At 60.7% G+C, this 20,995-nt stretch carries 23 protein-coding genes; 15 read left to right on the top strand and 8 right to left on the bottom strand.

Annotated features, from left to right (window positions below; genetic code table 11):
• Window positions 1–6 precede the first annotated feature (6 nt).
• The 15 genes from IRZ24_RS00505 (at window position 7) to IRZ24_RS00435 (ending at window position 13,323) form a co-directional block, all read left to right on the top strand.
• Window positions 7–786 carry a DUF5947 family protein gene (locus tag IRZ24_RS00505; protein WP_297159489.1) on the top strand — a complete coding sequence of 260 codons (780 nt, stop codon included), beginning with the start codon at window positions 7–9 and terminating at the stop codon, window positions 784–786.
• Complete coding sequence (locus tag IRZ24_RS00500) at window positions 773–1,432, top strand: DUF6084 family protein (RefSeq protein WP_297159487.1); 660 nt, start codon at window positions 773–775, stop codon at window positions 1,430–1,432. The genes IRZ24_RS00505 and IRZ24_RS00500 overlap by 14 nt, the downstream gene beginning before the upstream one ends.
• Complete coding sequence (locus IRZ24_RS00495; RefSeq protein WP_297159485.1) at window positions 1,429–2,511, top strand: hypothetical protein; 1,083 nt, start codon at window positions 1,429–1,431, stop codon at window positions 2,509–2,511. Before IRZ24_RS00500 ends, IRZ24_RS00495 begins: the two co-directional genes overlap by 4 nt.
• Window positions 2,495–2,833, top strand: coding sequence for a hypothetical protein (locus IRZ24_RS00490; RefSeq protein ID WP_297159482.1), 339 nt, complete (start codon window positions 2,495–2,497; stop codon window positions 2,831–2,833). Before IRZ24_RS00495 ends, IRZ24_RS00490 begins: the two co-directional genes overlap by 17 nt.
• Window positions 2,834–2,841: 8 nt before the next feature.
• Window positions 2,842–3,441: a hydrogenase maturation protease gene (locus IRZ24_RS00485; protein WP_297159479.1), complete on the top strand. Its 600-nt coding sequence runs from the start codon at window positions 2,842–2,844 to the stop codon at window positions 3,439–3,441.
• A 269-nt stretch (window positions 3,442–3,710) separates the two neighbouring features.
• Window positions 3,711–4,082, top strand: coding sequence for a hydrogenase maturation nickel metallochaperone HypA (gene hypA / locus IRZ24_RS00480; protein ID WP_297159476.1), 372 nt, complete (start codon window positions 3,711–3,713; stop codon window positions 4,080–4,082).
• Window positions 4,083–4,109: 27 nt separating this feature from the next.
• Complete coding sequence (gene hypB / locus IRZ24_RS00475; RefSeq protein ID WP_297159473.1) at window positions 4,110–4,814, top strand: hydrogenase nickel incorporation protein HypB; 705 nt, start codon at window positions 4,110–4,112, stop codon at window positions 4,812–4,814.
• A 32-nt stretch (window positions 4,815–4,846) separates the two neighbouring features.
• Window positions 4,847–7,222 (top strand): carbamoyltransferase HypF, encoded by a 2,376-nt coding sequence (gene hypF / locus IRZ24_RS00470; protein ID WP_297159470.1) that lies wholly within the window; start codon window positions 4,847–4,849, stop codon window positions 7,220–7,222.
• A gap of 123 nt (window positions 7,223–7,345) precedes the next feature.
• Window positions 7,346–7,618, top strand: a complete 273-nt coding sequence (locus IRZ24_RS00465) for a HypC/HybG/HupF family hydrogenase formation chaperone (protein ID WP_297159467.1) — start codon at window positions 7,346–7,348, stop codon at window positions 7,616–7,618.
• A gap of 27 nt (window positions 7,619–7,645) precedes the next feature.
• Entirely contained in the window at window positions 7,646–8,257 is a 612-nt protein-coding gene (locus tag IRZ24_RS00460; RefSeq protein ID WP_297159464.1) for an SIS domain-containing protein, read from the top strand.
• Window positions 8,254–8,556 carry a HypC/HybG/HupF family hydrogenase formation chaperone gene (locus IRZ24_RS00455; RefSeq protein WP_297159462.1) on the top strand — a complete coding sequence of 101 codons (303 nt, stop codon included), beginning with the start codon at window positions 8,254–8,256 and terminating at the stop codon, window positions 8,554–8,556. The genes IRZ24_RS00460 and IRZ24_RS00455 overlap by 4 nt, the downstream gene beginning before the upstream one ends.
• A 123-nt stretch (window positions 8,557–8,679) precedes the next feature.
• A complete protein-coding gene (locus tag IRZ24_RS00450) occupies window positions 8,680–9,414 on the top strand; it encodes an SIS domain-containing protein (protein WP_297159459.1) in 735 nt (244 codons plus the stop codon).
• Complete coding sequence (gene hypD, locus IRZ24_RS00445) at window positions 9,398–10,537, top strand: hydrogenase formation protein HypD (protein WP_297159456.1); 1,140 nt, start codon at window positions 9,398–9,400, stop codon at window positions 10,535–10,537. The genes IRZ24_RS00450 and hypD overlap by 17 nt, the downstream gene beginning before the upstream one ends.
• A gap of 132 nt (window positions 10,538–10,669) precedes the next feature.
• On the top strand, window positions 10,670–11,788 hold the full coding sequence (hypE, locus tag IRZ24_RS00440) for a hydrogenase expression/formation protein HypE (protein ID WP_297159453.1): 1,119 nt from the start codon (window positions 10,670–10,672) through the stop codon (window positions 11,786–11,788).
• A gap of 482 nt (window positions 11,789–12,270) precedes the next feature.
• A complete protein-coding gene (locus IRZ24_RS00435; protein ID WP_297159449.1) occupies window positions 12,271–13,323 on the top strand; it encodes a hypothetical protein in 1,053 nt (350 codons plus the stop codon).
• A gap of 209 nt (window positions 13,324–13,532) precedes the next feature.
• Here the strand turns inward: IRZ24_RS00435 and IRZ24_RS00430 are convergent, their stop codons facing one another.
• The 8 genes from IRZ24_RS00430 to IRZ24_RS00395 form a co-directional block, all read right to left on the bottom strand.
• Entirely contained in the window at window positions 13,533–13,985 is a 453-nt protein-coding gene (locus tag IRZ24_RS00430; RefSeq protein ID WP_297159447.1) for a F0F1 ATP synthase subunit epsilon, read from the bottom strand.
• Between the two features lies 1 nt (window position 13,986).
• Entirely contained in the window at window positions 13,987–15,405 is a 1,419-nt protein-coding gene (gene atpD, locus IRZ24_RS00425; protein WP_297159444.1) for a F0F1 ATP synthase subunit beta, read from the bottom strand.
• A gap of 264 nt (window positions 15,406–15,669) precedes the next feature.
• Window positions 15,670–16,566 (bottom strand): ATP synthase F1 subunit gamma, encoded by an 897-nt coding sequence (gene atpG, locus IRZ24_RS00420; protein WP_297159441.1) that lies wholly within the window; start codon window positions 16,564–16,566, stop codon window positions 15,670–15,672.
• A 19-nt stretch (window positions 16,567–16,585) separates the two neighbouring features.
• On the bottom strand, window positions 16,586–18,145 hold the full coding sequence (gene atpA, locus IRZ24_RS00415; RefSeq protein WP_297159437.1) for a F0F1 ATP synthase subunit alpha: 1,560 nt from the start codon (window positions 18,143–18,145) through the stop codon (window positions 16,586–16,588).
• A gap of 415 nt (window positions 18,146–18,560) precedes the next feature.
• Window positions 18,561–19,205, bottom strand: a complete 645-nt coding sequence (atpH, locus tag IRZ24_RS00410; protein ID WP_297159434.1) for an ATP synthase F1 subunit delta — start codon at window positions 19,203–19,205, stop codon at window positions 18,561–18,563.
• A complete protein-coding gene (gene atpF / locus IRZ24_RS00405; protein ID WP_297159431.1) occupies window positions 19,205–19,732 on the bottom strand; it encodes a F0F1 ATP synthase subunit B in 528 nt (175 codons plus the stop codon). The genes atpH and atpF overlap by 1 nt, the downstream gene beginning before the upstream one ends.
• 346 nt (window positions 19,733–20,078) lie before the next feature.
• Window positions 20,079–20,294 carry an ATP synthase F0 subunit C gene (atpE, locus tag IRZ24_RS00400; protein ID WP_052887544.1) on the bottom strand — a complete coding sequence of 72 codons (216 nt, stop codon included), beginning with the start codon at window positions 20,292–20,294 and terminating at the stop codon, window positions 20,079–20,081.
• Between the two features lie 292 nt (window positions 20,295–20,586).
• The coding region (locus IRZ24_RS00395) for a F0F1 ATP synthase subunit A (RefSeq protein ID WP_297159425.1) at window positions 20,587–20,995 on the bottom strand (409 nt) is incomplete at its 5' end.

The raw sequence follows: 20,995 nt of genomic DNA, 5'->3' as shown, positions 1-20,995 counted from the left end.
GCAGCGATGAGGTGTGTGGGCGGCAAAGGGTTGGTGTCGGGACCTGGCCTGCTGTCCTGGCGTGAGGAGGCGGGCGGCGCGAGTGAGCAGCAGACTCGCCAGGTCCCTCTGGCGCTCCCTTTGGGCGCGCTGCGGCGCTTCGTACAGCGCGAAGTTCAGCCGCAGCGCCGCCCTCAGGAGCGCTGTGAGCTTTGCCGGGCGCCGCTGCTCCCCGACCATCGTCATCTCTTTGTCCCCGAACGGCGTCAGGTGCTCTGTGTGTGTGATCCCTGTGCGCTGCTCTTCCGTGCCACGGCCCAGCCAGGTCAGGGACAGTATCGCCTGATCCCCGAGCGTGTTCGCTGGCTGCCTGATCTGGTGCTGACTGATCCCGAGTGGGAGGCGCTGGGCTTGCCAGTGAACCTGGTCTATCTCTTTTACAGCACTCCAGCGGGGCGTATGCAGGCCTTCTATCCAGGGCCAGCGGGCGCAACGGAGTCGCTGCTGCGCCTCGAGGGCTGGCAGGGATTGGTCGCGCGCTATCCCTTGCTGGAGGAGCTGCTGCCCGATGTAGAGGCGCTGCTAATCAACCGGATAGGCGGGGCGCGCGATACTTTTCTGGTGCCGATCGATATTTGCTATCGCTTGACGGGCCTGATTCGGGCCAACTGGCGCGGCCTGAGCGGTGGCGTGGAGCTGGAGCAGGCGCTGCGGACCTTTTTCAGTGAACTGCAGGCGAGGGCTGAGATTGTGGCGGCTAGAAGGGCGCCGGACCTTGGGGAGGGGGAACATTATGCCAGATCTTGATTTTGCCGTAGTAGGCGCGGAGGTGCCAGCCTATGCCGCCGCTCCCATGCTACTCTTTCGCCTGCAGCTCATCAATCGCCTGGCCGAGGAAGCGATCCAGAGCGTTGTCTTGCGGGCACAGATCCAGATTGAGGCCGCGCGCCGGCGCTACAGCCCTGCGGCTCAGGCGCGCCTGCTGGAGGTCTTTGGCGAACCAGAGCGCTGGGGCGAAACCTTGCGCTCGCTGCTCTGGGCGCATGCCGGAACAGTCGTGCCGGCTTTCAGCGGGCGTATAGAGGTTGATCTGCCGGTCGCTTGCACCTACGATTTCGAGGTGGTCAGCACCAAGTATTTTGCTGCCCTGGAAGGCGAGGAGGGAGTGATCCCGCTGCGCTTCCTCTTCAGCGGCACGATCTTTTACGAGAGCGAGAACGGGCGTCTCCAGGTCGCTCCGGTCCCCTGGTCAAAGGAGGCGGCCTTTGCGCTGCCACTGCGCTGCTGGCAAGAGCTGATCGCGCACTTCTATCCCGGAAGCGCCTGGATTCGCCTGCAGCGCCAGATCCTCGACCGACTTGCTGCCTATAAACTGGCCCACGGACTCCCGACCTGGGATGAAACCATGCTGCGCCTGCTAGAAGTGGCAGAGCGGGAAGAGAGGGAAGGATGAAGCTGGAAGCGATCCAGGCTATTGCCGAAGCGGTGCTCTATGAGGGCTATCTGCTCTATCCATACCGTCACTCGGCGCTCAAGAACCGTCAGCGCTGGACCTATGGGGTCATCTATCCACGGGCCTACAGTGAGGCGGGTGGCGAGGTGGAACCCTGGTGCATGCAGACAGAATGTCTGCTCGAGGCCGAGACAGATGCTGATCCGCGCCTCGCCGTCTCTGTACGCTTTCTTCATCTGATGCGCTGTTGGCGTGCAGAGGTTGAGAAGAGCGTGGGGGCAGAGGAGCCAGGCCAGTCGCAAGAGAGAGCACCGCTGTGGGTGCAAAGTTCCTTAGAACATACGTGGGAGGAAGGAATCGAACGCAGCGTGAGCGTGATGGGGTTGCCGCTGCCTGATCTGCTTCAGGCTGAACAGCGCCTGTCCTTCGCCTTTCCGGCACGGCGCCTGATAGAGGAGACGCCAGTCGGAAGAGCGAGCGACCGATCAGGAAGCATCGTGCGCGAGGGGCGAACACTGAGCGGCGAGGTCCGCCTGGCCGCCGAAGCGGTACCGCAACATCAGGGTCTCTGGAAGCTACGTGTGAGTGTGGTCAACACGACCGCAGTAGAAGCCCCGGAAACTCTGCGCGCGCAGGAGGCGCTGCTCTCGGCCTGCGTCTCGACGCATACTATCCTCCAGGTAGAAGGAGGCGCCTTTGTCTCCCTCATGGAGCCGCCCGAGGCGTTGAGCCAGATCGCAGCCTCCTGTCAGAACCGCGGCACCTGGCCGGTTCTGGTCGGCGAGCCGGGGCAGCGTGATAGCCTGCTCTCCTCGCCAATCATCCTCTACGACTATCCACAGATTGCCCCAGAAAGTCCAGCTCCACTCTTCGACGGCACTGAGATCGATGAGTTGCTGGCCCTGCGTATCTTGACCCTGACGGACGAGGAGAAAGAGCAGATTCGCCGTGGCGATGCTCGCGGACAGGCTGTGCTGGAGCAGATCGAGCATATGACTCCGGAGCAGTGGCGACAGCTCCACGGCGCCATTCGCGGACTGCGCTCTCTGGAGGAGGCAGGTCATGAGCCTGACTGCTAACGATGGCTGGGTCTTTCCTGGGGAGGATTCCCGCCCGCCGGAGACCATTACGATCGCTGGTCATCAGGTAAGGGCAGGTACACGTGTACGCCTCTGCCCTGGGCGAGCGCCTCGGGAACACCTGGCCGATGCCTTTGATCTGCTGCTGGACGGGCGCACCGGGCGCGTCGAAGTCATCCAGCAGGATTTTGAGAACCGCCTCTACCTGGTGGTGACCCTCGATGATGACCCCGGTAGAGAACAATGGGACGAGCGCATCCTGCCAGGTCACCGCTTCTTCTTTTTCCCAGAAGAAGTGGAGCCGCTCGCTGCAGAGGAGTGAGGTGGGCAATGGGTATGGATAGGAATGAGCAGCAGCAGTTACGACAGGCGCTGGAGGAGGCTTTTGCACAAGCGGCCCGCGGCGGGCTGCATCGGCTGCTGGTGGCCGGCATCGGCAATCTCTTTCTCGGCGATGACGGCTTCGGCTGTGTGGTGGCTCAGAGAGCGCGCGGACGCTATCCGCCGGGGGTGAAGGTGGTTGACTTCGGCATTCGTGGTCTGGAGCTAGCCTATGCCCTCCTTGATGACTACCAGGCGCTGATCATGATTGATGCGGTGCCGCGTGGTGGCAGGCCGGGCACACTCTATCTGCTCAAGCCACTATTGCCGCCGGAGGACCAGGCGGCCGATCTGGCTGCTGGCAGGCTGGGACTGGAGGCCCATAGTCTTGATCCCGTGCGCGTGCTGGCTTATGCCCGAGCCCTTGGGGCGCCGGCCATTCCGACCCTGCTGATGGGCTGTGAACCGACGCCGCCTGACGAAGAATCGGTTGAAGAAGAGCTACAGATTGGGCTGACTCCGCCGGTGCAGGCGGCGGTCGAGCGTGCCCTACTGCTACTCGATGCGATTGTGGCCCAGCTCTATGCTGGTACAGCCCCTACTAATTGACACCAAAGCCTGCCCATGCTGGTGAAAAGCTAGCTAGCTGAAAGGAGGTATTGATCATGGTCAAATGGATTATGAGCGTGGTTGTGCTGGCTCTGCTTGTCCTCATACTCAGGCAGCAGCTTCCTGATATTCAGCGATATTTGCGCATTCGCTCGATGTAGAGGGGTACACCACCGTGTGTGGAGCTGCAGGTCAGCAGGTGCTCGGACGATGGCGAAAGGGAGCATTCTGGGCGAAGCGAGCGCTGAGATGAAGGAGTAGATGCGGTCATGCATGAGCTGTCGCTTGCCCAGAGCATTATTGAAGCGGTGGAAGCCCGGGCGGAAGAGTGCGGTGTAGAGCGGGTGCGCGCGGTCCATCTGCGTGTGGGCGAAGCCAGTGGGGTTTTGGTGGACGCGCTTCAGTTCGCCTTTGAGATGCTGGCTTCGCTCTCGCCTACCCTTACCGGAGCGCGGTTGACCATCGAAATCACCCCGCATCGGGCCTGGTGTGAGCCGTGTGCCCGTACCTTTACCGTCATGGACTTCGTCGCGCGCTGTCCCACCTGCGGCACCTGGTCCACGCGCATTCTCTCGGGCACCGAGCTGCAGATCCTCGATATGGAGGTCGGGGCTGACGGCGAGCAGGGAAGCCAGGAGTAGGAGAGCACCGTGTGAGGAGCGGCACTTATGCCCAGAGTGACCATTGCCAGAAACATACTGGCGGCCAATGAGGAGATTGCAGCAGATGTGCGGCGACGGCTGGCAGCGGCTGGAGTGCGCTGCATCAACCTGATGAGCGGTCCAGGGGCGGGTAAGACCACCCTGCTCGAACGGAGCGTTGCCCGCCTGCGCGGACAACTGGCTGTAGGGGTAATTGAAGGCGACATTGAAACCAGCCTGGACGCCGAACGCATCGAGGCCGCCGGAGCGCAGGTGGTGCAGATCAATACGCGTGGGGCCTGCCACCTGGAGGCCCATATGGTGCGTGATGCCCTGGAGACCCTTAATCTGCAGCGGCTAGACCTGCTCTTCATCGAGAACATCGGCAATCTGGTCTGCCCAGCGGCCTGGGACCTGGGCGAGGACCTGCGGGCGGTCGTGGTCTCCACGACCGAGGGTGATGAGAAGCCGGCTAAGTATCCGCAGATCTTCGCCGCTGCCCAGGTGCTGGTACTCAACAAGATGGATCTCTTGCCTTATGTGGATTACGATCCCGAGCGGGTGTGCACTCAGGCGCTGGCCGTCAACCCAGGGCTGCAGATCTTCGCGCTGAGCTGCCGCAGTGGCGAGGGATTGGACGCCTGGTGTGATTGGCTGCTGGCCTTTACCAGCAAGCGCTCCGTGACCACCGCCCGTGAGACCCCATACATAATGGGAGGCGCAGGATCATGAGCGAGGGTGTGCCAGGAGGAGCGCCAGCCACTATGACGGCACGGCAGCGGCAGCGTCTCACCGTGAAAGGCCTTGTGCAGGGCGTTGGCTTTCGTCCTTTTGTCTACGGCCTGGCCCAACGTCTCCATCTGGCTGGCTTTGTATTCAATGATAGCCGCGGGGTGACTATCGAGATCGAAGGGCCGGAGGAGGCGCTGACCCAATTCCGCGCGCGCCTGCAGATGGAAGCACCGCCGCTGGCGCGCATCGAGCGTGTGACAGTCGAAACACTTCCGCTGCGCCAGGAGACGGCCTTTGTGATCACAGAGAGCCGGGAGGAGAACGAGCGCGCTGCCTTGATCTCACCTGACATGGCCACCTGCACCGCTTGCCTGCGTGAGCTATTTGATCCGGCAGATCGACGCTATCGCTATCCCTTCATCAACTGTACGAATTGCGGGCCGCGCTTCACTATTATTCAGGATATTCCTTACGATCGTGAACAGACGACGATGCGCGTCTTCAGCATGTGCCCGGCCTGTCGTGCCGAGTACGAAGACCCAGCCAATCGACGTTTTCATGCCCAGCCCAATGCCTGCCCGCAATGTGGGCCACAGATCGCGCTGGAACTCTGGGATGAGGAGCTGCACGCTCTGGAGCTAGCAGCCAGGAGCAACGGTGAGATAGGCGAGGAAGCCACGCTGATCGAGCAGGTAGCCCGCTTGCTCGCGCGCGGCGCAATTCTCGCCATCAAAGGGCTGGGAGGCTACCATCTGGCCTGTGATGCCCTGAATGCCGAGGCTGTCCAGCGGCTGCGGAGGCGCAAGCATCGCGAAGCCAAACCGTTTGCCCTCATGGTTCCCGACCTGGAGACGGCGCAGCGCCTCTGCTATATCAGCGAAGCTGAGGCGGCCCTCCTGCAGTCGCCGCGTCGTCCCATTGTCCTGCTCGAGCAGCGGCCCAACTCTCCCGTAGCGCCTGCTGTGGCCCCGGGCTATCGCACACTTGGGCTGATGCTTCCCTACACCCCGCTTCATCACCTGCTGCTGCAGGCCTTCGCCCAAGCCATAGCCCCTGGGCGCCTGCCGGTACTGGTCATGACCAGCGGTAACATCAGCGACGAACCGATTGCCTACCGTGATGACGAGGCTCGCCGGCGTCTGGCAGCCATTGCGGACGGCATGCTCACCCACAATCGCCTCATCCACATGCGCTGCGACGACTCGGTCACGCGTCTGGTTGCTGGCGGTGAGCAACTCTTCCGGCGCTCGCGGGGCTACGTCCCTGAGCCGATCCCCCTCGCCTTTGAGCTGCCCCGTCCCGTGCTCGCCTGCGGCGGCCATCTCAAAAACACCTTCTGTCTGGGTAAGGGGCGGCAAGCCTTCCTAGGGCACCACATCGGCGACCTGGAGAACCTGGAGACCCTGGCCTCCTTCCGCGAAGGCATCCAGCATTTCCAGCGCCTCTTTGACATCGTGCCCGAGGCCGTGGCCTACGATCTCCATCCCGACTATCTGGCGACCCGCTATGCGCTGGACAGTGGCCTGGAGCCACGCATCGGCGTTCAGCATCATCATGCCCACATTGCCAGCGTGCTGGCCGAGCACGGTCTGAATGGGCCGGTGATCGGCATTGCCGCCGACGGCACAGGCTATGGTCCCGACGGAGCCATCTGGGGCTGCGAGGTTCTGCTTGCTGATCTCTATGGCTTTGAGCGTCTGGCTCATCTGGCCTATGTGCCGCTGCCAGGAGGAGAGCAGGCCGTCCGCCAGCCGTGGCGCATGGCCGCTGTCTATCTGGCGCGTACCTATGGCGAGCGCTTCCTGACTCTGGACATTCCCTTCGCGCGGCGTCTCGACCGCAGCACCTGGCGCATCCTGGCGCAGATGATTGCCCGAGGCCTCAACTCGCTGCCCACCTCCAGCCTCGGACGCCTCTTCGACGCCGTGGCGGCAATCCTGGGCCTGCGAGACGAGGTGCTTTACGAGGGCCAGGCTGCCATCGAACTGGAAATGCTCGCCAGCAGCGTTCCACCTGACGAACAGCCGTCTTATCCCTATGTCATCCTGCGCCCGCCGCAGGGACCGCTTCAGATTGATGTAGCCCCCTTGCTTGCCGCTCTGGTCGAGGATCTTCAGCGTGGCTATGAGCTAGCGCGCATTGCCCGGCGCTTCCATCGCTCGCTAGTAGCCATATTCTCCGACCTCTGTCAACAAATCAGGGAGCGCACTGGTCTTGCTCAGGTGGCTCTCAGCGGCGGCGCCTTTCAGAACCGTCTCCTGCTCGAAGACCTTGTCAGCGAGCTGCAGGCCAGCGGCTTCGCAGTCTATCTCAATCGCCGTGTGCCTCCCAACGATGGCGGCCTGAGTCTGGGACAACTGGCCGTCGCCGCTGCCCGCCTGGCAGCCGGAGAAGGGCGCCGCGCCTGAGCGGTAAGCCTAGATGGCGCCGACTACCTTTGACTGAGGTCCTCAGCCGGGCGAATCGGCTTAGGCGGCTGAGTAGCGTGCTGTACTGATTGCCACAATACCACAAGAAGAGGAGCCAGTCCGATGTGTCTGGGAATTCCTGGTCAAGTGCTTGAAATTGTCGACGACGCCAATTCGATTGCGCGCGTTGACGTCTCGGGCGTCAAGCGCAACGTCAGTGTCGCCCTGGTGCGCTCCGAAGGCATTGCCCCCGGTGACTGGGTGCTTATCCACGTCGGCTTTGCCATGAGCAAAATTGATGAAGCCGAAGCGAGGGAAACCCTCAAGGCGCTCCAGATGATGGGCGACGTCTACACCGATGAGTTGAAACTGTTACACTCCAGTCAGATTGAGTGAGCATGAGCAGAGAGAGGGAATCGCAGCATGACAGCCGATGAGCAGGCACCGCTGCGGGCAATACTGGAGCAGCGCTTTGCGCTCAGTACAAGCCTGCCAGCGACCTTCTTTGAGCACGAGGCGCCGCGCATAGCCGAAGCCTGTTGGGCGATGGCCCGCCGCTTCCATCAGGGCGGGCGCCTGTTGGCCTTTGGCAATGGGGCCTGGGCCACCGACGCGCAACATGTCTCGGTGGAGTTCGTCCATCCGGTCATTGTGGGCAAGCGCGCCTTGCCAGCGCTGGCGCTCACCAACGACAGCGCGACCCTCAGCGGCCTGATGGCGGGCGGACGGCCTGAGATGCCCTTTAGCGAGCAGCTACGTGTGCTGGCGCGCCCATCAGATATTGCCCTGGGGTTCTCGCCAGACGGACGCTGTGCCAATGTTCAGGCCGCCCTGGAGCAGGCGCGCCGTATGGGACTGCTCACCCTGGCCATGCTCGGCGGCGATGGAGGGCTAATCACTACTGAGACTGTAGACTATCGCTTTGTGGTAGCCAGCGATGACCCCTTCATTGTGCAAGAGATTCATGAAACCCTGTATCATGTGCTGTGGGAGCTAGTGCACGTCTTTTTCGAACACGAGGGCTTACTGCAATGATGGCGGAATCTGAACAGAAGCAGCGGACACCGCTGACAGCGCAGCGACCGCTCTGTCAGCCTGATCCCGAGGGGCACTGTCCTACCTGTGCCGATGAAGCGATTGCGGTCACTGTGCTTAGCGTCGATGAAGAGGCTGGCATGGCCTGCGTCAGCCTTGGACTGGGCGAGGCCATGGTTGACATCACCTTGCTAGGCACGGTCCGGCCCGGTGATCGCCTACTCATGCATGGCGGCGTCGCACTGGAGCGCCTTGACGTTGACAAGCTGGCCAGGAGCCACCGGGGTCTGCCTGAGTGAGAAGAGCCTGGCCCTATCCAACGCTGGCCCGTTCCTGTTGCGTTCTGTGGCGCTCCTGAAGAGCGCGTAGGCGTACGCGATAGGCAGCAGAGCAGCTAGCATGACACAGGAAGCGAGCGAGCCATGACTGACCGTGCCAATAACGAGGCCAATGACACTGACACCCAGGGGTCGGAGTACGATCGCCTGTTTTATCCCTATCTGTTTGCAGGAGGAAGGGTCAGCCTTGACGAGGTCCTCAACCAGGTCCAACATTCTACCCTGGAGAAGTGCCGTGATGTGATCGCCCTGCGCCGGGCTACCCTGGCCACCGCGCGTGAAACGCTGCTGGCGGCAGCCGCGGCGATGGCGCGCGCCTTTGCTGCTGGGGCGACCCTGCTAGCCTTCGGCAACGGCGGCAGCACGACCGACGCCCAAGACCTCGTCACCGATCTGCTCCATCCTCCCGTTGCCCACTGGCGCCCCTTGCCGGCTATTGCCCTCGCCAATGACATCGCTGTCGTCACCGCAATAGGCAATGACGTCGGCTTTGAGAATATCTTTACGCGTCAGATCATCGCCTTCGGGCACCCGGGAGACATTGCCGTGGGCATCTCCACCAGTGGCAACTCACTCAATGTCTTGCGCGCCTTCGAGCAGGCCAAAAAACAGGGCTTACTCACCGTGGCTCTGGCTGGCTACGATGGCGGCAAAGCCAGACGCTCGCCGGCAGTGGACTTCTGCATCATTTCGCCGGGCGATCATATCCCGCGCATTCAGGAGGCACAGGCCACCGTCTACCATGCTCTCCTCGAGCTGGTGCAGGCCCATTTAGCCGCAGAGAAAGTGAGAGCTAACAGCGATGAAATTCGTCGATGAATATCGTGATCCTGAATTGGCCAAACGCATCGCCGCCGAGATCGCTCGCCTCAGCGATGGGCGCCCACTGAAATTCATGGAGGTCTGTGGCGGTCATACTCATACCATCTATAAACATGGCATCGAGGATGTACTACCGCGCAGCATCGATCTAGTGCATGGGCCAGGCTGCCCTGTCTGTGTACTGCCGATGGGACGCATCGACGACGCCATTGCCATTGCCCGTACTGATGGTGTCATCTTCACCACCTTTGGCGATATGATGCGCGTGCCCGGTTCGAAAGGCAGTCTCCTCGACGCCAAGGCCGATGGAGCCGATGTACGTTTCGTCTACTCGCCGCTGGACGCCCTCAAGCTGGCACGCCAGCATCCCGAGCGCCAGGTGGTCTTTTTCGCCATCGGCTTTGAGACCACGGCTCCCTCGACAGCGGTGACCCTCTTGCGGGCCAAAGCGGAAGGCATCAAGAATTTCTCCGTCTTCTGCAATCATGTGACCATTATCCCTGCCATCAAAGCCATTCTCGACTCGCCCGATCTGCGCCTGGACGGCTTCATTGGTCCTGGCCATGTCAGCATGGTCATCGGCATGCGTCCCTATACCTTCATCGCCCGTGATCATCACAAGCCGGTGGTTATTGCAGGCTTCGAGCCGCTCGACATCATCCAGGCCGTTTACATGCTGGTCAAACAGATCAGCGAGGGGAGAGCGGAGGTCGAGAACCAGTACACGCGCGTGGTGCGTCCCGAGGGCAACGTGCGCGCTCTCGAAGCAATGGCCCGCACAATGGAACTGCGACCCTTCTTTGAATGGCGCGGCCTGGGCTTCATCACCCATAGCGCCCTCAAGCTACGGTCCGAGTTTGCCGACTGGGATGCCGAGTTACGCTACGAGGTACCGGGTCTACGCGTGGCTGATCCCAAAGCTTGCCAGTGCGGCGAGGTGCTTAAAGGCGTCATCAAGCCCTGGGAGTGCAAAGTCTTTGGTACTGCCTGTACTCCCGAAACACCCATTGGGACCTGTATGGTTTCGCCCGAAGGCGCCTGCGCAGCCTACTACAATTATGGTCGCTTCTCGATGGCTGCCGAGCGTGACCACCTGCGTAGCCTCTCGCAGACGCCCTAAGCAGCCACGAGTGAGATCCCCAATTCCCTCGTCGTCAGTCGATCGGTCGTCAAAGCTTTGTCCTTGAATGAGCCGCTGAGGGCAACCGGCAAAAGAGAAGTCAGGCGGAACAAGGAAGGAAGGTGGATTCAAATGGAGGTCAAGCCCAGTTCTGAGCAGGAGGCGGCGCGACTGGACGCTGTCCTGCAGAAAATCGAGCGCGTCCGACAGGCGCGCCGGCATAAGTTCTATTTACGCGATGAGCGCATCACACTCAGTCACGGTAGCGGTGGCAAGGCTACCCATAACCTGATTGAGGGCGTCTTCGCCCCAACCTTCTCGAATCCCTTGCTTGATGCGCTCGACGATGCGGCGGTCTTCTCGCTCGATGGGAGCAACCTACAACTGGCCTTTACCACTGATAGCTATGTCGTCAGTCCGCTCTTCTTCGCCGGCGGCGACATTGGCAAGCTGGCCGTGCACGGCACCATCAACGATCTGGCGATGGCCGGAGCCCAGCCGCTCTATCTGTCGGCGAGCTTTATTCTAGAGGAAGGCTTCCCCATCGCTGATCTACGTCGCATTGTGGCCTCCATGCAGCAGGCGGCCAATGATGCGGGGGTAGCCATTGTCACTGGCGACACCAAGGTCGTCCAGCGCGGCAAAGGCGACGGAGTCTTCATCAACACGGCTGGAGTAGGTCTGCGACGCGCACGCTGGCCGCTGGGGCAAACCTGTCTGCAGCCTGGCGATATTGTCCTCCTCAGCGGCAGTGCTGGCGACCACGGCATTGCCATCATGTTGGCGCGCGAGGCGCTAGACATCGAAACCGATGTTCAGAGCGATACGGCGCCACTGCATACGCTGGTAGCGGCCTTGTTAGAGAGCGTCGGCGAGCGTCTGCACTGTCTCAAAGATCCCACCCGGGGGGGCGTGGCCACCGCCCTCAATGAAATGGCCCTGGCCTCAGAGGTCGCCATTGGTCTGGATGAACAGGCGATCCCGGTGCATCCCGGAGTGCGCGGCGCCTGCGAGATCCTGGGGCTTGACCCGCTGACCATTGCCAACGAAGGCAAGCTGTTAGCTGTGGTGGCATCTGAGGCAGCGGAAGAAGCACTGGCAGTCATGCGCGCGCATCCACTGGGACGCGAGGCGGCCATGATCGGCAGTGTTCAGGCGGAGCCGCCGGGCCTTGTCTTTCTGCGCACTGAGATCGGTGGCATGCGCGTCCTCGATATGCTAGTCGGTGATCCACTTCCACGCATCTGCTAGCCTCCCATACTTGCACATTCTTCCCAGCACACCGTTAGCATCCGATCGCCTTGGAAAGGAGAGCGTTCCACTCGTTCATTCTCATAGCGAGAAACGCTCTCCTTTCCGTGTGCTCGAGGGAGAAAACTGCGCAAGAATCATCTTCAGCATCGTGCACTGAGTGCCAAGTTTATCCTCCTGGCCAAAAATTATCGCTGCTTCTTGTAAAGCTGTTGTACCTATAAAGACTAGATTTTATCTTCTTATTCTCTTGTTGCTGGTCAACCATGAGACGATGCTAACCAACAGCCTGGCAGGCAAGCAGGGGGCGTACTGGATGTGGCGCAGGTCTGGCGTGGGAGCTCCTGAGAGATAGGAGCGCTCCTTTTTGCTTGCTACCGGGCGACTCTGTCAACCCTGACGCTACATAATCCGTATAAATAGCGTGGCAAGGAGCAACAATGTGCGGCATGATAGGGCAAAAAGAGGAGGGGAACGCATTCATGAGTCTCATACAAGTACCATTAGGTGGACCAGAGGCTGAGCTGTCGAGAGAGGGGGCTGTCCAGCGCGCTCGCCTTCTCGGGCTTAGCTGGCTGCGCCCGCTGCTGGCGCTCCTGCTTACCGGTCTACTGCTCCTGCTGACAGGTACTACTGTCTTGGCCGAGAGCGTAACCATTAGCGATGGGGCTGGCGTCCTGGATAAAGCTCGCGTCCAGAGCGAAGGGGCAAAGCTACCTTACCCTCTCGCTATCTATACAACCAACTCCTTCAGCGGTAGCCAGGCAGACTTTGAGGCGCGTACACAGAGCCATGTCACCAACTCGCGCCTCATCGTCATCGCCATTGACACCGTCCATCACTGGATGTACATCAAGTCCGGCTCGCAGGTGCCGCTCTCTCATAGCGCCGCCGAGGATGCCTACAACGCCTTCAAAGATAATTACAACAACGGCGACTACACCGGCGCAACGCTAGCGGCCATTCGTTCACTAGAAAGCTCGTTGGCCGCTGCACGCAGCAATGAAGGGGGCTCACCGGCAAGCTCTGGAACAGGTGGTTTCCTATCGGGTGGTTTGGGTACACTCTGCTGTATTGGCCTGCTCGTGCTCATCATCGGCGGCATTGTTTTCGCGGTTGTACGCCGGCGTTCGGGCCAGGGCTGGGGTTGGGGCTGGAATAGGCCTGCACCCTCTGAGCCGTATGAAGTTCCCCCAGCGGGAAGCTATCCGGGCTATCCCTATCAAGGCCCATATCAGGGAGGCTATCCACCTAACTACTACCCGCCCAATCAGGGGGGTGGCATGAATCCCTGGGCGGCTGGTGGCCTGGGTGCTCTTGGCGGCGGTCTGATCGGCTATGAGCTAGGCAAGATGGCCGGAGAAGAAGAAGCCCGCCAGCATGAAGCCGGCTTCGCCGGTGACCCTGGAGGAGGTGGCGGTCCTGACTTTGGCGGCGGCGACTTTGGCGGTGGTGCCGGCGGCGATTTTGGCGGCGGTGGTGGTGGCGACTTTGGCGGTGGAGACTTCGGTGGGGGCGATGGAGGCAGCTTCTAAAGCTAAGCTGCTGCCAGCCTGCCCAGATGCTGGCTAACATTCCTAGATGATCCTAACATTCCCCGCTCTGAAGCACAGCAGAGCGCGGAAGAGGAGAAAACGAGGGAGAGCGCTGGTTTGTTTAAGGGCGCTCTCCCTCGTACAGTCTCGACTGCGCTCGGAATTGCCTGTCTCAGTATTTCAAAAGAGATGCAGCGTACCGCTTGCGGCTACTCCTCCTCGCCAAAGCTCTGGCGAATGCGCCGCGTATGGCGACGACGAGCCAGCTCGGCGACGCGCAAACGGCTCACCGCACGCTCTAGAGCAGCCTGCAACTCGGCGCGCTCGGCATCCGTCTGCGCCTCTGCCAGACGCTCCAGCGCCCGCCGCCGGGCCTCCTGAGCGCGGGCCTCGTCGATCTCCTCCGCGTGCTCGGCGGCATCAGCCAGCACCGTAACCTGATCTTCGAAGACCTCCAGGAAACCGCCTGAGACGAAGATCGGCTCTTCTGCTTCCCCCAACCGGATCAGCAGCTCACCCGGGGCCAGCACAGCCAGCAGCGGCGCGTGGCGTGGCAGAATACCCAGGCGACCCTCCGTCCCGGGAGCATTGACCTGGTCCGCCTCGCCACTGTAGAGCGCCCGCTCAGCAGTCACCACCTCGACATGTAATTTGCCTGCCATATCAGAGTGACCTCTGCTCGCGCTCGTGACGCTCGATTACCTCGTCGATCGTACCCGCCATGTAGAAATGCTCCTCGCGGATATGATCGTACTTCCCTTCAAGGATGCCCTTGAAGCCGCGTACGGTCTCCTTCAACGGCACATACTTGCCAGGGCGACCTGTAAAGACCTCAGCCACAAACATCGGCTGCGAGCAGAAGCGCTGGATCTTGCGTGCCCGCGAGACGATCAGCTTGTCCTCCTCGGACAGCTCGTCAACACCCATGATGGCGATAATATCCTGCAGATCCTTATAGCGCTGCAGCACGCGCTGGACGCCACGCGCCGTATCGTAATGCTCCTGGCCGACGAACTGAGGATCAAGCACGCGGCTCGTCGAGGCCAGCGGATCAACCGCTGGGAAGATGGCCTGCTCAAAGATAGAGCGATCAAGCACGATCGTCGAGTCCAGATGCGCGAAGGTCGTCGCTGGCGCCGGATCGGTATAGTCGTCGGCTGGCACATAGACCGCCTGCATCGACGTGATCGAACCGCGTGTCGTCGAAGTGATGCGCTCCTGCAGCTCGCCCATTTCCTCCGCCAGGTTCGGCTGATAGCCCACCGCCGAAGGCATACGACCGAGCAGAGCCGACACCTCAGAACCAGCCTGCGTGAAGCGGAAGATATTATCGATGAAGAGCAGCACATCCTTACCCTCCTCATCGCGGAAATACTCCGCGATCGTCAGGCCGGTCAGGGCCACACGCAGGCGTGCCCCAGGCGGCTCATTCATCTGACCGAAGACCATCGTCAGGCGGTCGATCACGCCGGCTTCCTGCATCTCATGGTAGAGATCATTCCCCTCGCGGGTGCGTTCGCCGACGCCGGCGAAGACGCTATAACCGCCGTGGGCCTTGGCCACGTTATTGATCAGCTCCTGAATAATCACTGTCTTGCCCACCCCCGCGCCACCGAAGGCGCCGACCTTACCACCGCGCATGAAGGGGCAGATCAGGTCAATCACTTTCAAGCCGGTCTCAAAGACCTGCACCTCCTTGGCCTGCTCCTCCAGGCTCGGAGGGGGACGATGGATCGGCAGGCGAGGCGCATCGGTCACCGGTGGCTTATTGTCAATAGGCTGACCAAGCACATTGAAGATGCGCCCCAAGGTCTTCGGACCAACGGGGACAGAAATGGGCTGACCGCGGTCAATGACCTCCAGACCGCGCTGCAGGCCGTCGGTCGGCCCCATAGCTACACAGCGCACCCAGTTATTGCCCAGGTGCTGTTCCACCTCCAGCGACAGCTCCTGATCGGAGCCGGCGGGACGGACCACAAGCTCATTATAGATAGGAGGCAGCTGCTCGGGGGGAAACTCCACATCAACCACCGCCCCGAGCACTTGGACAACCCTCCCCTTGGCAAGTGTCTTTGTCGTCATGTATCTCTTCGCCTCCTGCGGAAGCCCTGACAACGGATGCAGCCGCTGTCCTCGCCCTTTCTTCCTTCTGTCACTCTGAGCAAGGCAGGGAAGACTACACCATCCAGCTTCCGTTCAGCGTCTGTTTCTTTTCTTTCTCTTTCTTGAGAGCCGTGTGTGGCTGTGGCCACTTGTGGCAATGGCTGGCGGCTTATCCTGCGGAGAACTGCGCCACATTTGCGAGGGAGGGCCAGGCGCCAGCTCTCCTATGCTGCAGCCCTGGGGCTACAGCTCGCCCGCGCCGGCCACCACCTCCAGAATCTGCGTCGTAATGCTGGCCTGGCGCGCCTTATTGTAGGCCAACGTCAGGTCATCGACTAGCTCATTCGCATTATCGGTGGCATTCTTCATGGCCACCATGCGCGCCGACTCCTCGCTAGCCCGCGCCTCGAGGAGCGCCAGATAGACCTGAATATCTACATAGCGCGGCAGCAGGGCCTCGAAGATCGCCCGCGGGTCCGGCTCATAGATATAGTCAATACGCTGACGCTCACTACTGCCCTCGCTCTGAGGCGGCTGCACTGGCAGCAACTGGATCGCGACCGGCTGCTGCGAAGTCGTACTGACAAAGCGAGCATAGACCAGGTAGACGACATCTACCTCGCCGGACAGAAAAGCGTCCATCGCCACCTGAGCCACCGCCGACGCATCGTTCATCGACGGGTTATCACTCAACTGCGTGAACTCCGCCAGCAGGTGCTGCTGTGTCCGCACAATGAAATCGCGACCCTTGCGACCAATAGCCACGAAGGAGACCCCGGGGCGCTGGCCCTCGGCCCGCAGGATCTCCTCCTGGACTTCCAGAGCCGTCGAGGCCGCCTTACGGTTAATATTGCTTGGCAGCGCACCGCAGAAGCCACGATTGGGCGAGATCACAATAATGCCAATGCGCTTCACCGGGCGACTGCGCAGCAAAGCAACCTCATTGCCCAGATCCTCGCCGGCCACCGTTGCCAGGCGCGAGACCAGCTCTCGAATCTGCTCCGCATAAGGACGTGCCCGCCGCACGCGCTCCTGGGCCCGCCGCATACGGCTGCTGGCGATCATCTGGAAGGTGCGTGTAATCTGCGCAATATTCTTCACCGTCCGGATGCGTCGCCGAATCTCGCGAGTTGATGGCATAGCTCTCTCCGCCTCCTGGCTAGCTGGCAGCAGCCTGAGCCTTCTGCGGCTGCGGCGCGGCGGTCTTCTTGAACTCCTCAATAGCGGCCCGCAGGCGTGCCAGCAGGTCCTCGGACATATTATTGCGCTGCTTCACCGACTTCTCAATGATCTCCTGACCGATCTCAGGATGGTTGGCCTCCATGTAACGGTGGAAAGCTGCCTCCCACTCCTGGATCAGCTCCAGAGGCACATCATCCAGATAGCCCTGTGTAGCAGCATAGATAATCATCACCTGCTTCTCCACCTCAAGCGGCTGATACTGCTTCTGCTTGAGGATCTCCGTCAGACGTTGACCACGCTCGATGCGAGCGCGCGTCGCCTTATCGAGGTCGGAAGCAAACTGCGCGAAAGCGGCCAACTCGCGGAACTGGGCCAGATCCAGGCGCAACGAGCCAGCCACCTGGCGCATTGCGCGCGTCTGGGCACTGCTGCCTACGCGAGAGACAGAGATACCAACGTTAATGGCCGGGCGGATACCGGCATTAAAGAGGTCTGTTTCCAGGAAGATCTGACCGTCAGTGATCGAAATGACGTTGGTCGGAATATAGGCCGAAATGTCGTTGGCCTTCGTCTCAATGATCGGCAGAGCGGTCAGCGAGCCGCCACCGTAGTCATCATTCAGGCGAGCAGCGCGCTCCAGCAAGCGCGAATGCAGGTAGAAGACATCGCCGGGATACGCTTCGCGGCCTGGCGGGCGGCGGATAATCAGCGAAATGTTACGGTAAGCCTCAGCATGCTTCGTCAAATCGTCGTAGACGATAAGAGCATCGCGGCCAGACTCCATGAACTCCTCGCCCATCGCACAGCCGGCGTAAGGAGCGATATACTTCATCGGAGCCGGCTCCGAGGCACCGGCCACCACCACAATCGTATGCTCCATCGCCCCATACTTCTCCAATGTCGCAATCGTGCGCGCCACCGAAGAATTCTTCTGGCCGATGGCCACATAGATACAAATCAGATCTTTCCCCTTCTGATTAATGATCGTATCGATGGCGATGGCCGTCTTACCGGTCTGGCGGTCGCCAATGATCAGCTCGCGCTGGCCGCGCCCGATGGGGATCATCGCGTCGATGGCCTTAATACCGGTCTGGACCGGCGTATTCACCGAGCGGCGCGTAATCACACCCGGAGCGACGCGCTCAATCGGACGCCGCTTATTAGTAATGATTGGCCCCTTATTATCGATCGGCTCTCCGAGCGCATTGACCACGCGCCCGATCAAGGCATCACCGACAGGGACCGAAATCACCTGACCGGTCGTGCGCACCTCATCATCCTCGCGGAGCTGCGTATAGTCACCGAGGATAATGATACCGACAGTTTCCTCCTCCAGGTTAAAGGCCATCCCCTTCAGCCCGGTACGGGGGAAATCCACCAACTCCAGATATTTCACATCCTGCAAGCCATAGACGCGGGCGATGCCGTCCTGGACAGCGATCACAGTCCCAACGCTGGCCGTGGCAGGCTGGCTTTGATCGAAGCCAACGATATTGCGTTCGATGATGGCACTAATTTCATCTGCCCACGATGCCATCGTCTTTCCTCCTCAGGTAATCTCCCCTCGCCATAGAGGCCAGCCGAAACAAGAACAGCTAGATGCACACCGCACGTCATCCATACAGGGTCCAGCGAACAGGTGTGCAGAGACTAGCCTGACAGTAAGCCTGCTGTGTCGACCCCCGCCAACAAGACAGGCGACAACTAGACAGACAATCAAGACAAAGCCAATAGACAGGGCAGCCGGCCCGTCACGGGCGAGAGAGAGCGATGGGCAAAGCGCTACAGTACGTACAAAAGTTAGCTAGCTAGCCAATGAGAAGTAAACGAATAAGCAAACCGATAAAAGATGGTAGTGGAGATCAGAGATCTGGCCGCCAGGATATATATAGCGAGCGCTGGCGTGCCGCACAGCAGATCTCCAGCGCGCCAGACGAGAACAGGCGCAGCCCTTATTGAGTGCGCGTCGGCTCAGCGCGGTCCTGGACAGGCGGATCGTTGACCGTCGCCAATTCAGCGGGAAGCTCCAGCGAAGCCAACAGCTCAGCGCTATGGGCGGCAGTCTCTTGCAGCAAGCGCTGCTGGAGCGTTGCCAGCCGATGCTGAACGCTGGCATCAATGACCTCATCGCCAACGCGGGCGATGATGCCTCCCAGAATCTCCGGGTCAACCTTTGTCTGCAGGATAATCTCTTTCCCTGTTCTTCGCTCTAGCGCTTGCTTCACGCGCTGAAGCGCGGCCTCGTCGAGAGGTGCCGCCGTGATCACCTCAGCGATGGCCTGGTTCTTATACTGCAGTACGAGCTGCTCAAGTTCGCGCGCGATATTCGGCATCAGCTCGACCAGATTACGCTGAACCACCAGCAATGCGAGGTTGAGCGACGTCGGCAGAACCCGCGACGCAAGCGCCTGACGCAGCGCCTGCTCCTTGCGCGCGAGTGGAATTTTTGGCTCGCTCAGCAGATAGGCCATCTTGCGCTGGGCAAACAGCTCTGCGATTGAACGCACCTCATCGAGAGTGCGATCAACCGTCTGCTGCTGACGCGCGATATTGAAGATAGCTTCAGCGTAGCGGCGTGCGATCGCTCCCTTAAGCATTACTGTCCCTTCGTAGCCTGGCTGGCGTTGACGAACTCTTCAACCAGGCGGCGGTTATCACTGCTATCGACGGACTTACTGATCACCTTACTGGCAGCAGCGATAGAGAGATTTACCACTAGGCGGCCCAGGTCGGCGCGGGCGCGGGCGGCCTCCTGGCGGATATGCTCAATTTGCTGCTGCTCAATCTGGCGAGCGCGCGCCAGAGCCTCCTCCTCGATGCGGCGGGCCTCGCGCTCAGCGGCGCGCTGGGCGTTAGCGATGACCTCCTGGGCCTCGCGACGCGCTTCGGCCAGCAGCTGCTCTGCGCGGGCGGTGGCATTCTTCAACTCCTCCCGCGCTCGCTCGGCGTTCTCGATGCCCTCGCGGATAATGGCGGCGCGTCTATCAAGCATGCGCTGAACAATGGGCAAAGCCCACTTGCGCAGAAGAATCAGCACGATGATGAAGCTAACGAGCTGCGAGAGGAAAGCAAAGGTATTGATACCCAGGCCCTCCAGCGGACTCGCTGCGAGAATCAAAGTCACGCCGACCCCCTCCTTCTTTCTTCAAGGCGTTCGGTTCGCGCCCTCAATGCGGGTAAGCCAGCGGAGAGACTGATCAGAAAGATCCTGTCGAATATCATAGCTCTCGGAAAGAGCTGATGTCACGCTGTTGATACGCGCGCTACGCATTGGACGTACCCGCATCATCAGGCTCACTGGATGTACTCCGGCAGGCGGGACGAGCTGCCCGCCAGGCACCATGAACGGCGCCGGGCGCCAGCGATGTGCAACGAGACCTGGTCGCAACTGCTTCTCACTGGCCGAAGCACAGACCCGGCGCCGAGCAGGGGTGTGCGTGCTCGGCTCGTCCTCACCTGTCCCTGCTGCCTTACTTCACGAACTGGAGCAGGATGGCGATAACCAGGGCGTAAATGGCAATGGCCTCGGCGAAGACCAGACCCAGGATCATATTGATACGGATCTGCGGCTCCGCCTCGGGATTGCGCCCGATGGCCGAGGCCGCCTGACCGGCAGCGATACCAATACCCAGACCCGGGCCAATGGCCCCCAGACCGATAGCCAATGCGACAGCTAACTGCGACATAGCTGAATATCCTCCTTTAAGGACAAAGCTTCGTTGGTTCGTTCCTGTTTGTTTGTTGATGTCAAGCGGGCAGGTAAAGTACGTATGAATTGAACGGTAGCAAGCAATCCAAGGGCGCCTGCCTTGCTGCCGCGCTCGGCCAGACAAGCGGCGCCTCCTCGCTCTGCCTGTTCTGCACCCGCGCCAGAGTGAACCCGCGGCACTCAGAGTAATCGGGCGGGCGCGTTCACAAGAGAACCTCCCCGGCCAGGCCAGGCGGCTGAGGAGGCTCGCAGACGGCGAGGTGCAGGCACTACGCGGCGGCCTTCTCCCCTTGTAGTACCTTCTGCTCCTCTTCGACAAGGTGCTCTTCATGAGCCTCGTGGCTGGTGGTGCCGATCTCCATAAAGACCAGGGTTAACAGGGAGAAGATCAAGGCCTGCATTACCGCGACAAAGATCTCAAAGGGAATAAAGATGATCGCGGCAACGAATGGCAGGATAAAGGCAAACGCGGCCAGCACAAGGCTACCAGCGAAGATATTGCCAAAGAGACGGAAGGAGAAGGAAATGATACGCGCAGCTTCGGAGATAATCTCCAACAGCCCAACGACAACATCAATCAGGCCCATTGGGCCTTTGCGTAGTGCTCGGAAATTGAAGTACTTTGACAGGTGCTCTTTGGCACCCAGATGGTAGAAGCCGAAGAACTGGGTTGCCCCC

The organism is Thermogemmatispora sp., from assembly GCF_019683755.1.
In the GTDB taxonomy this organism is placed as follows: domain Bacteria; phylum Chloroflexota; class Ktedonobacteria; order Ktedonobacterales; family Ktedonobacteraceae; genus Thermogemmatispora.
This window is presented reverse-complemented; position numbering and strand designations above follow the sequence as displayed.

Bases quoted from the DNA above. Each gene is read 5' to 3' on its own strand.
- IRZ24_RS00455 (WP_297159462.1), top strand. From the start codon at position 8,254: ATGATGGCGGAATCTGAACAGAAGCAGCGGACACCGCTGACAGCGCAG.
- atpG (WP_297159441.1), bottom strand. From the start codon at position 16,566: ATGCCATCAACTCGCGAGATTCGGCGACGCATCCGGACGGTGAAGAAT.
- hypA (WP_297159476.1), top strand. From the start codon at position 3,711: ATGCATGAGCTGTCGCTTGCCCAGAGCATTATTGAAGCGGTGGAAGCC.
- hypE (WP_297159453.1), top strand. From the start codon at position 10,670: ATGGAGGTCAAGCCCAGTTCTGAGCAGGAGGCGGCGCGACTGGACGCT.
- hypD (WP_297159456.1), top strand. From the start codon at position 9,398: ATGAAATTCGTCGATGAATATCGTGATCCTGAATTGGCCAAACGCATC.
- atpE (WP_052887544.1), bottom strand. From the start codon at position 20,294: ATGTCGCAGTTAGCTGTCGCATTGGCTATCGGTCTGGGGGCCATTGGC.
- IRZ24_RS00460 (WP_297159464.1), top strand. From the start codon at position 7,646: ATGACAGCCGATGAGCAGGCACCGCTGCGGGCAATACTGGAGCAGCGC.
- IRZ24_RS00450 (WP_297159459.1), top strand. From the start codon at position 8,680: ATGACTGACCGTGCCAATAACGAGGCCAATGACACTGACACCCAGGGG.
- atpH (WP_297159434.1), bottom strand. From the start codon at position 19,205: ATGCTTAAGGGAGCGATCGCACGCCGCTACGCTGAAGCTATCTTCAAT.
- atpA (WP_297159437.1), bottom strand. From the start codon at position 18,145: ATGGCATCGTGGGCAGATGAAATTAGTGCCATCATCGAACGCAATATC.
- hypB (WP_297159473.1), top strand. From the start codon at position 4,110: ATGCCCAGAGTGACCATTGCCAGAAACATACTGGCGGCCAATGAGGAG.
- IRZ24_RS00485 (WP_297159479.1), top strand. From the start codon at position 2,842: ATGGGTATGGATAGGAATGAGCAGCAGCAGTTACGACAGGCGCTGGAG.
- IRZ24_RS00490 (WP_297159482.1), top strand. From the start codon at position 2,495: ATGAGCCTGACTGCTAACGATGGCTGGGTCTTTCCTGGGGAGGATTCC.
- IRZ24_RS00430 (WP_297159447.1), bottom strand. From the start codon at position 13,985: ATGGCAGGCAAATTACATGTCGAGGTGGTGACTGCTGAGCGGGCGCTC.
- hypF (WP_297159470.1), top strand. From the start codon at position 4,847: ATGACGGCACGGCAGCGGCAGCGTCTCACCGTGAAAGGCCTTGTGCAG.
- IRZ24_RS00465 (WP_297159467.1), top strand. From the start codon at position 7,346: ATGTGTCTGGGAATTCCTGGTCAAGTGCTTGAAATTGTCGACGACGCC.
- IRZ24_RS00495 (WP_297159485.1), top strand. From the start codon at position 1,429: ATGAAGCTGGAAGCGATCCAGGCTATTGCCGAAGCGGTGCTCTATGAG.
- IRZ24_RS00505 (WP_297159489.1), top strand. From the start codon at position 7: ATGAGGTGTGTGGGCGGCAAAGGGTTGGTGTCGGGACCTGGCCTGCTG.
- IRZ24_RS00435 (WP_297159449.1), top strand. From the start codon at position 12,271: ATGAGTCTCATACAAGTACCATTAGGTGGACCAGAGGCTGAGCTGTCG.
- IRZ24_RS00500 (WP_297159487.1), top strand. From the start codon at position 773: ATGCCAGATCTTGATTTTGCCGTAGTAGGCGCGGAGGTGCCAGCCTAT.
- atpD (WP_297159444.1), bottom strand. From the start codon at position 15,405: ATGACGACAAAGACACTTGCCAAGGGGAGGGTTGTCCAAGTGCTCGGG.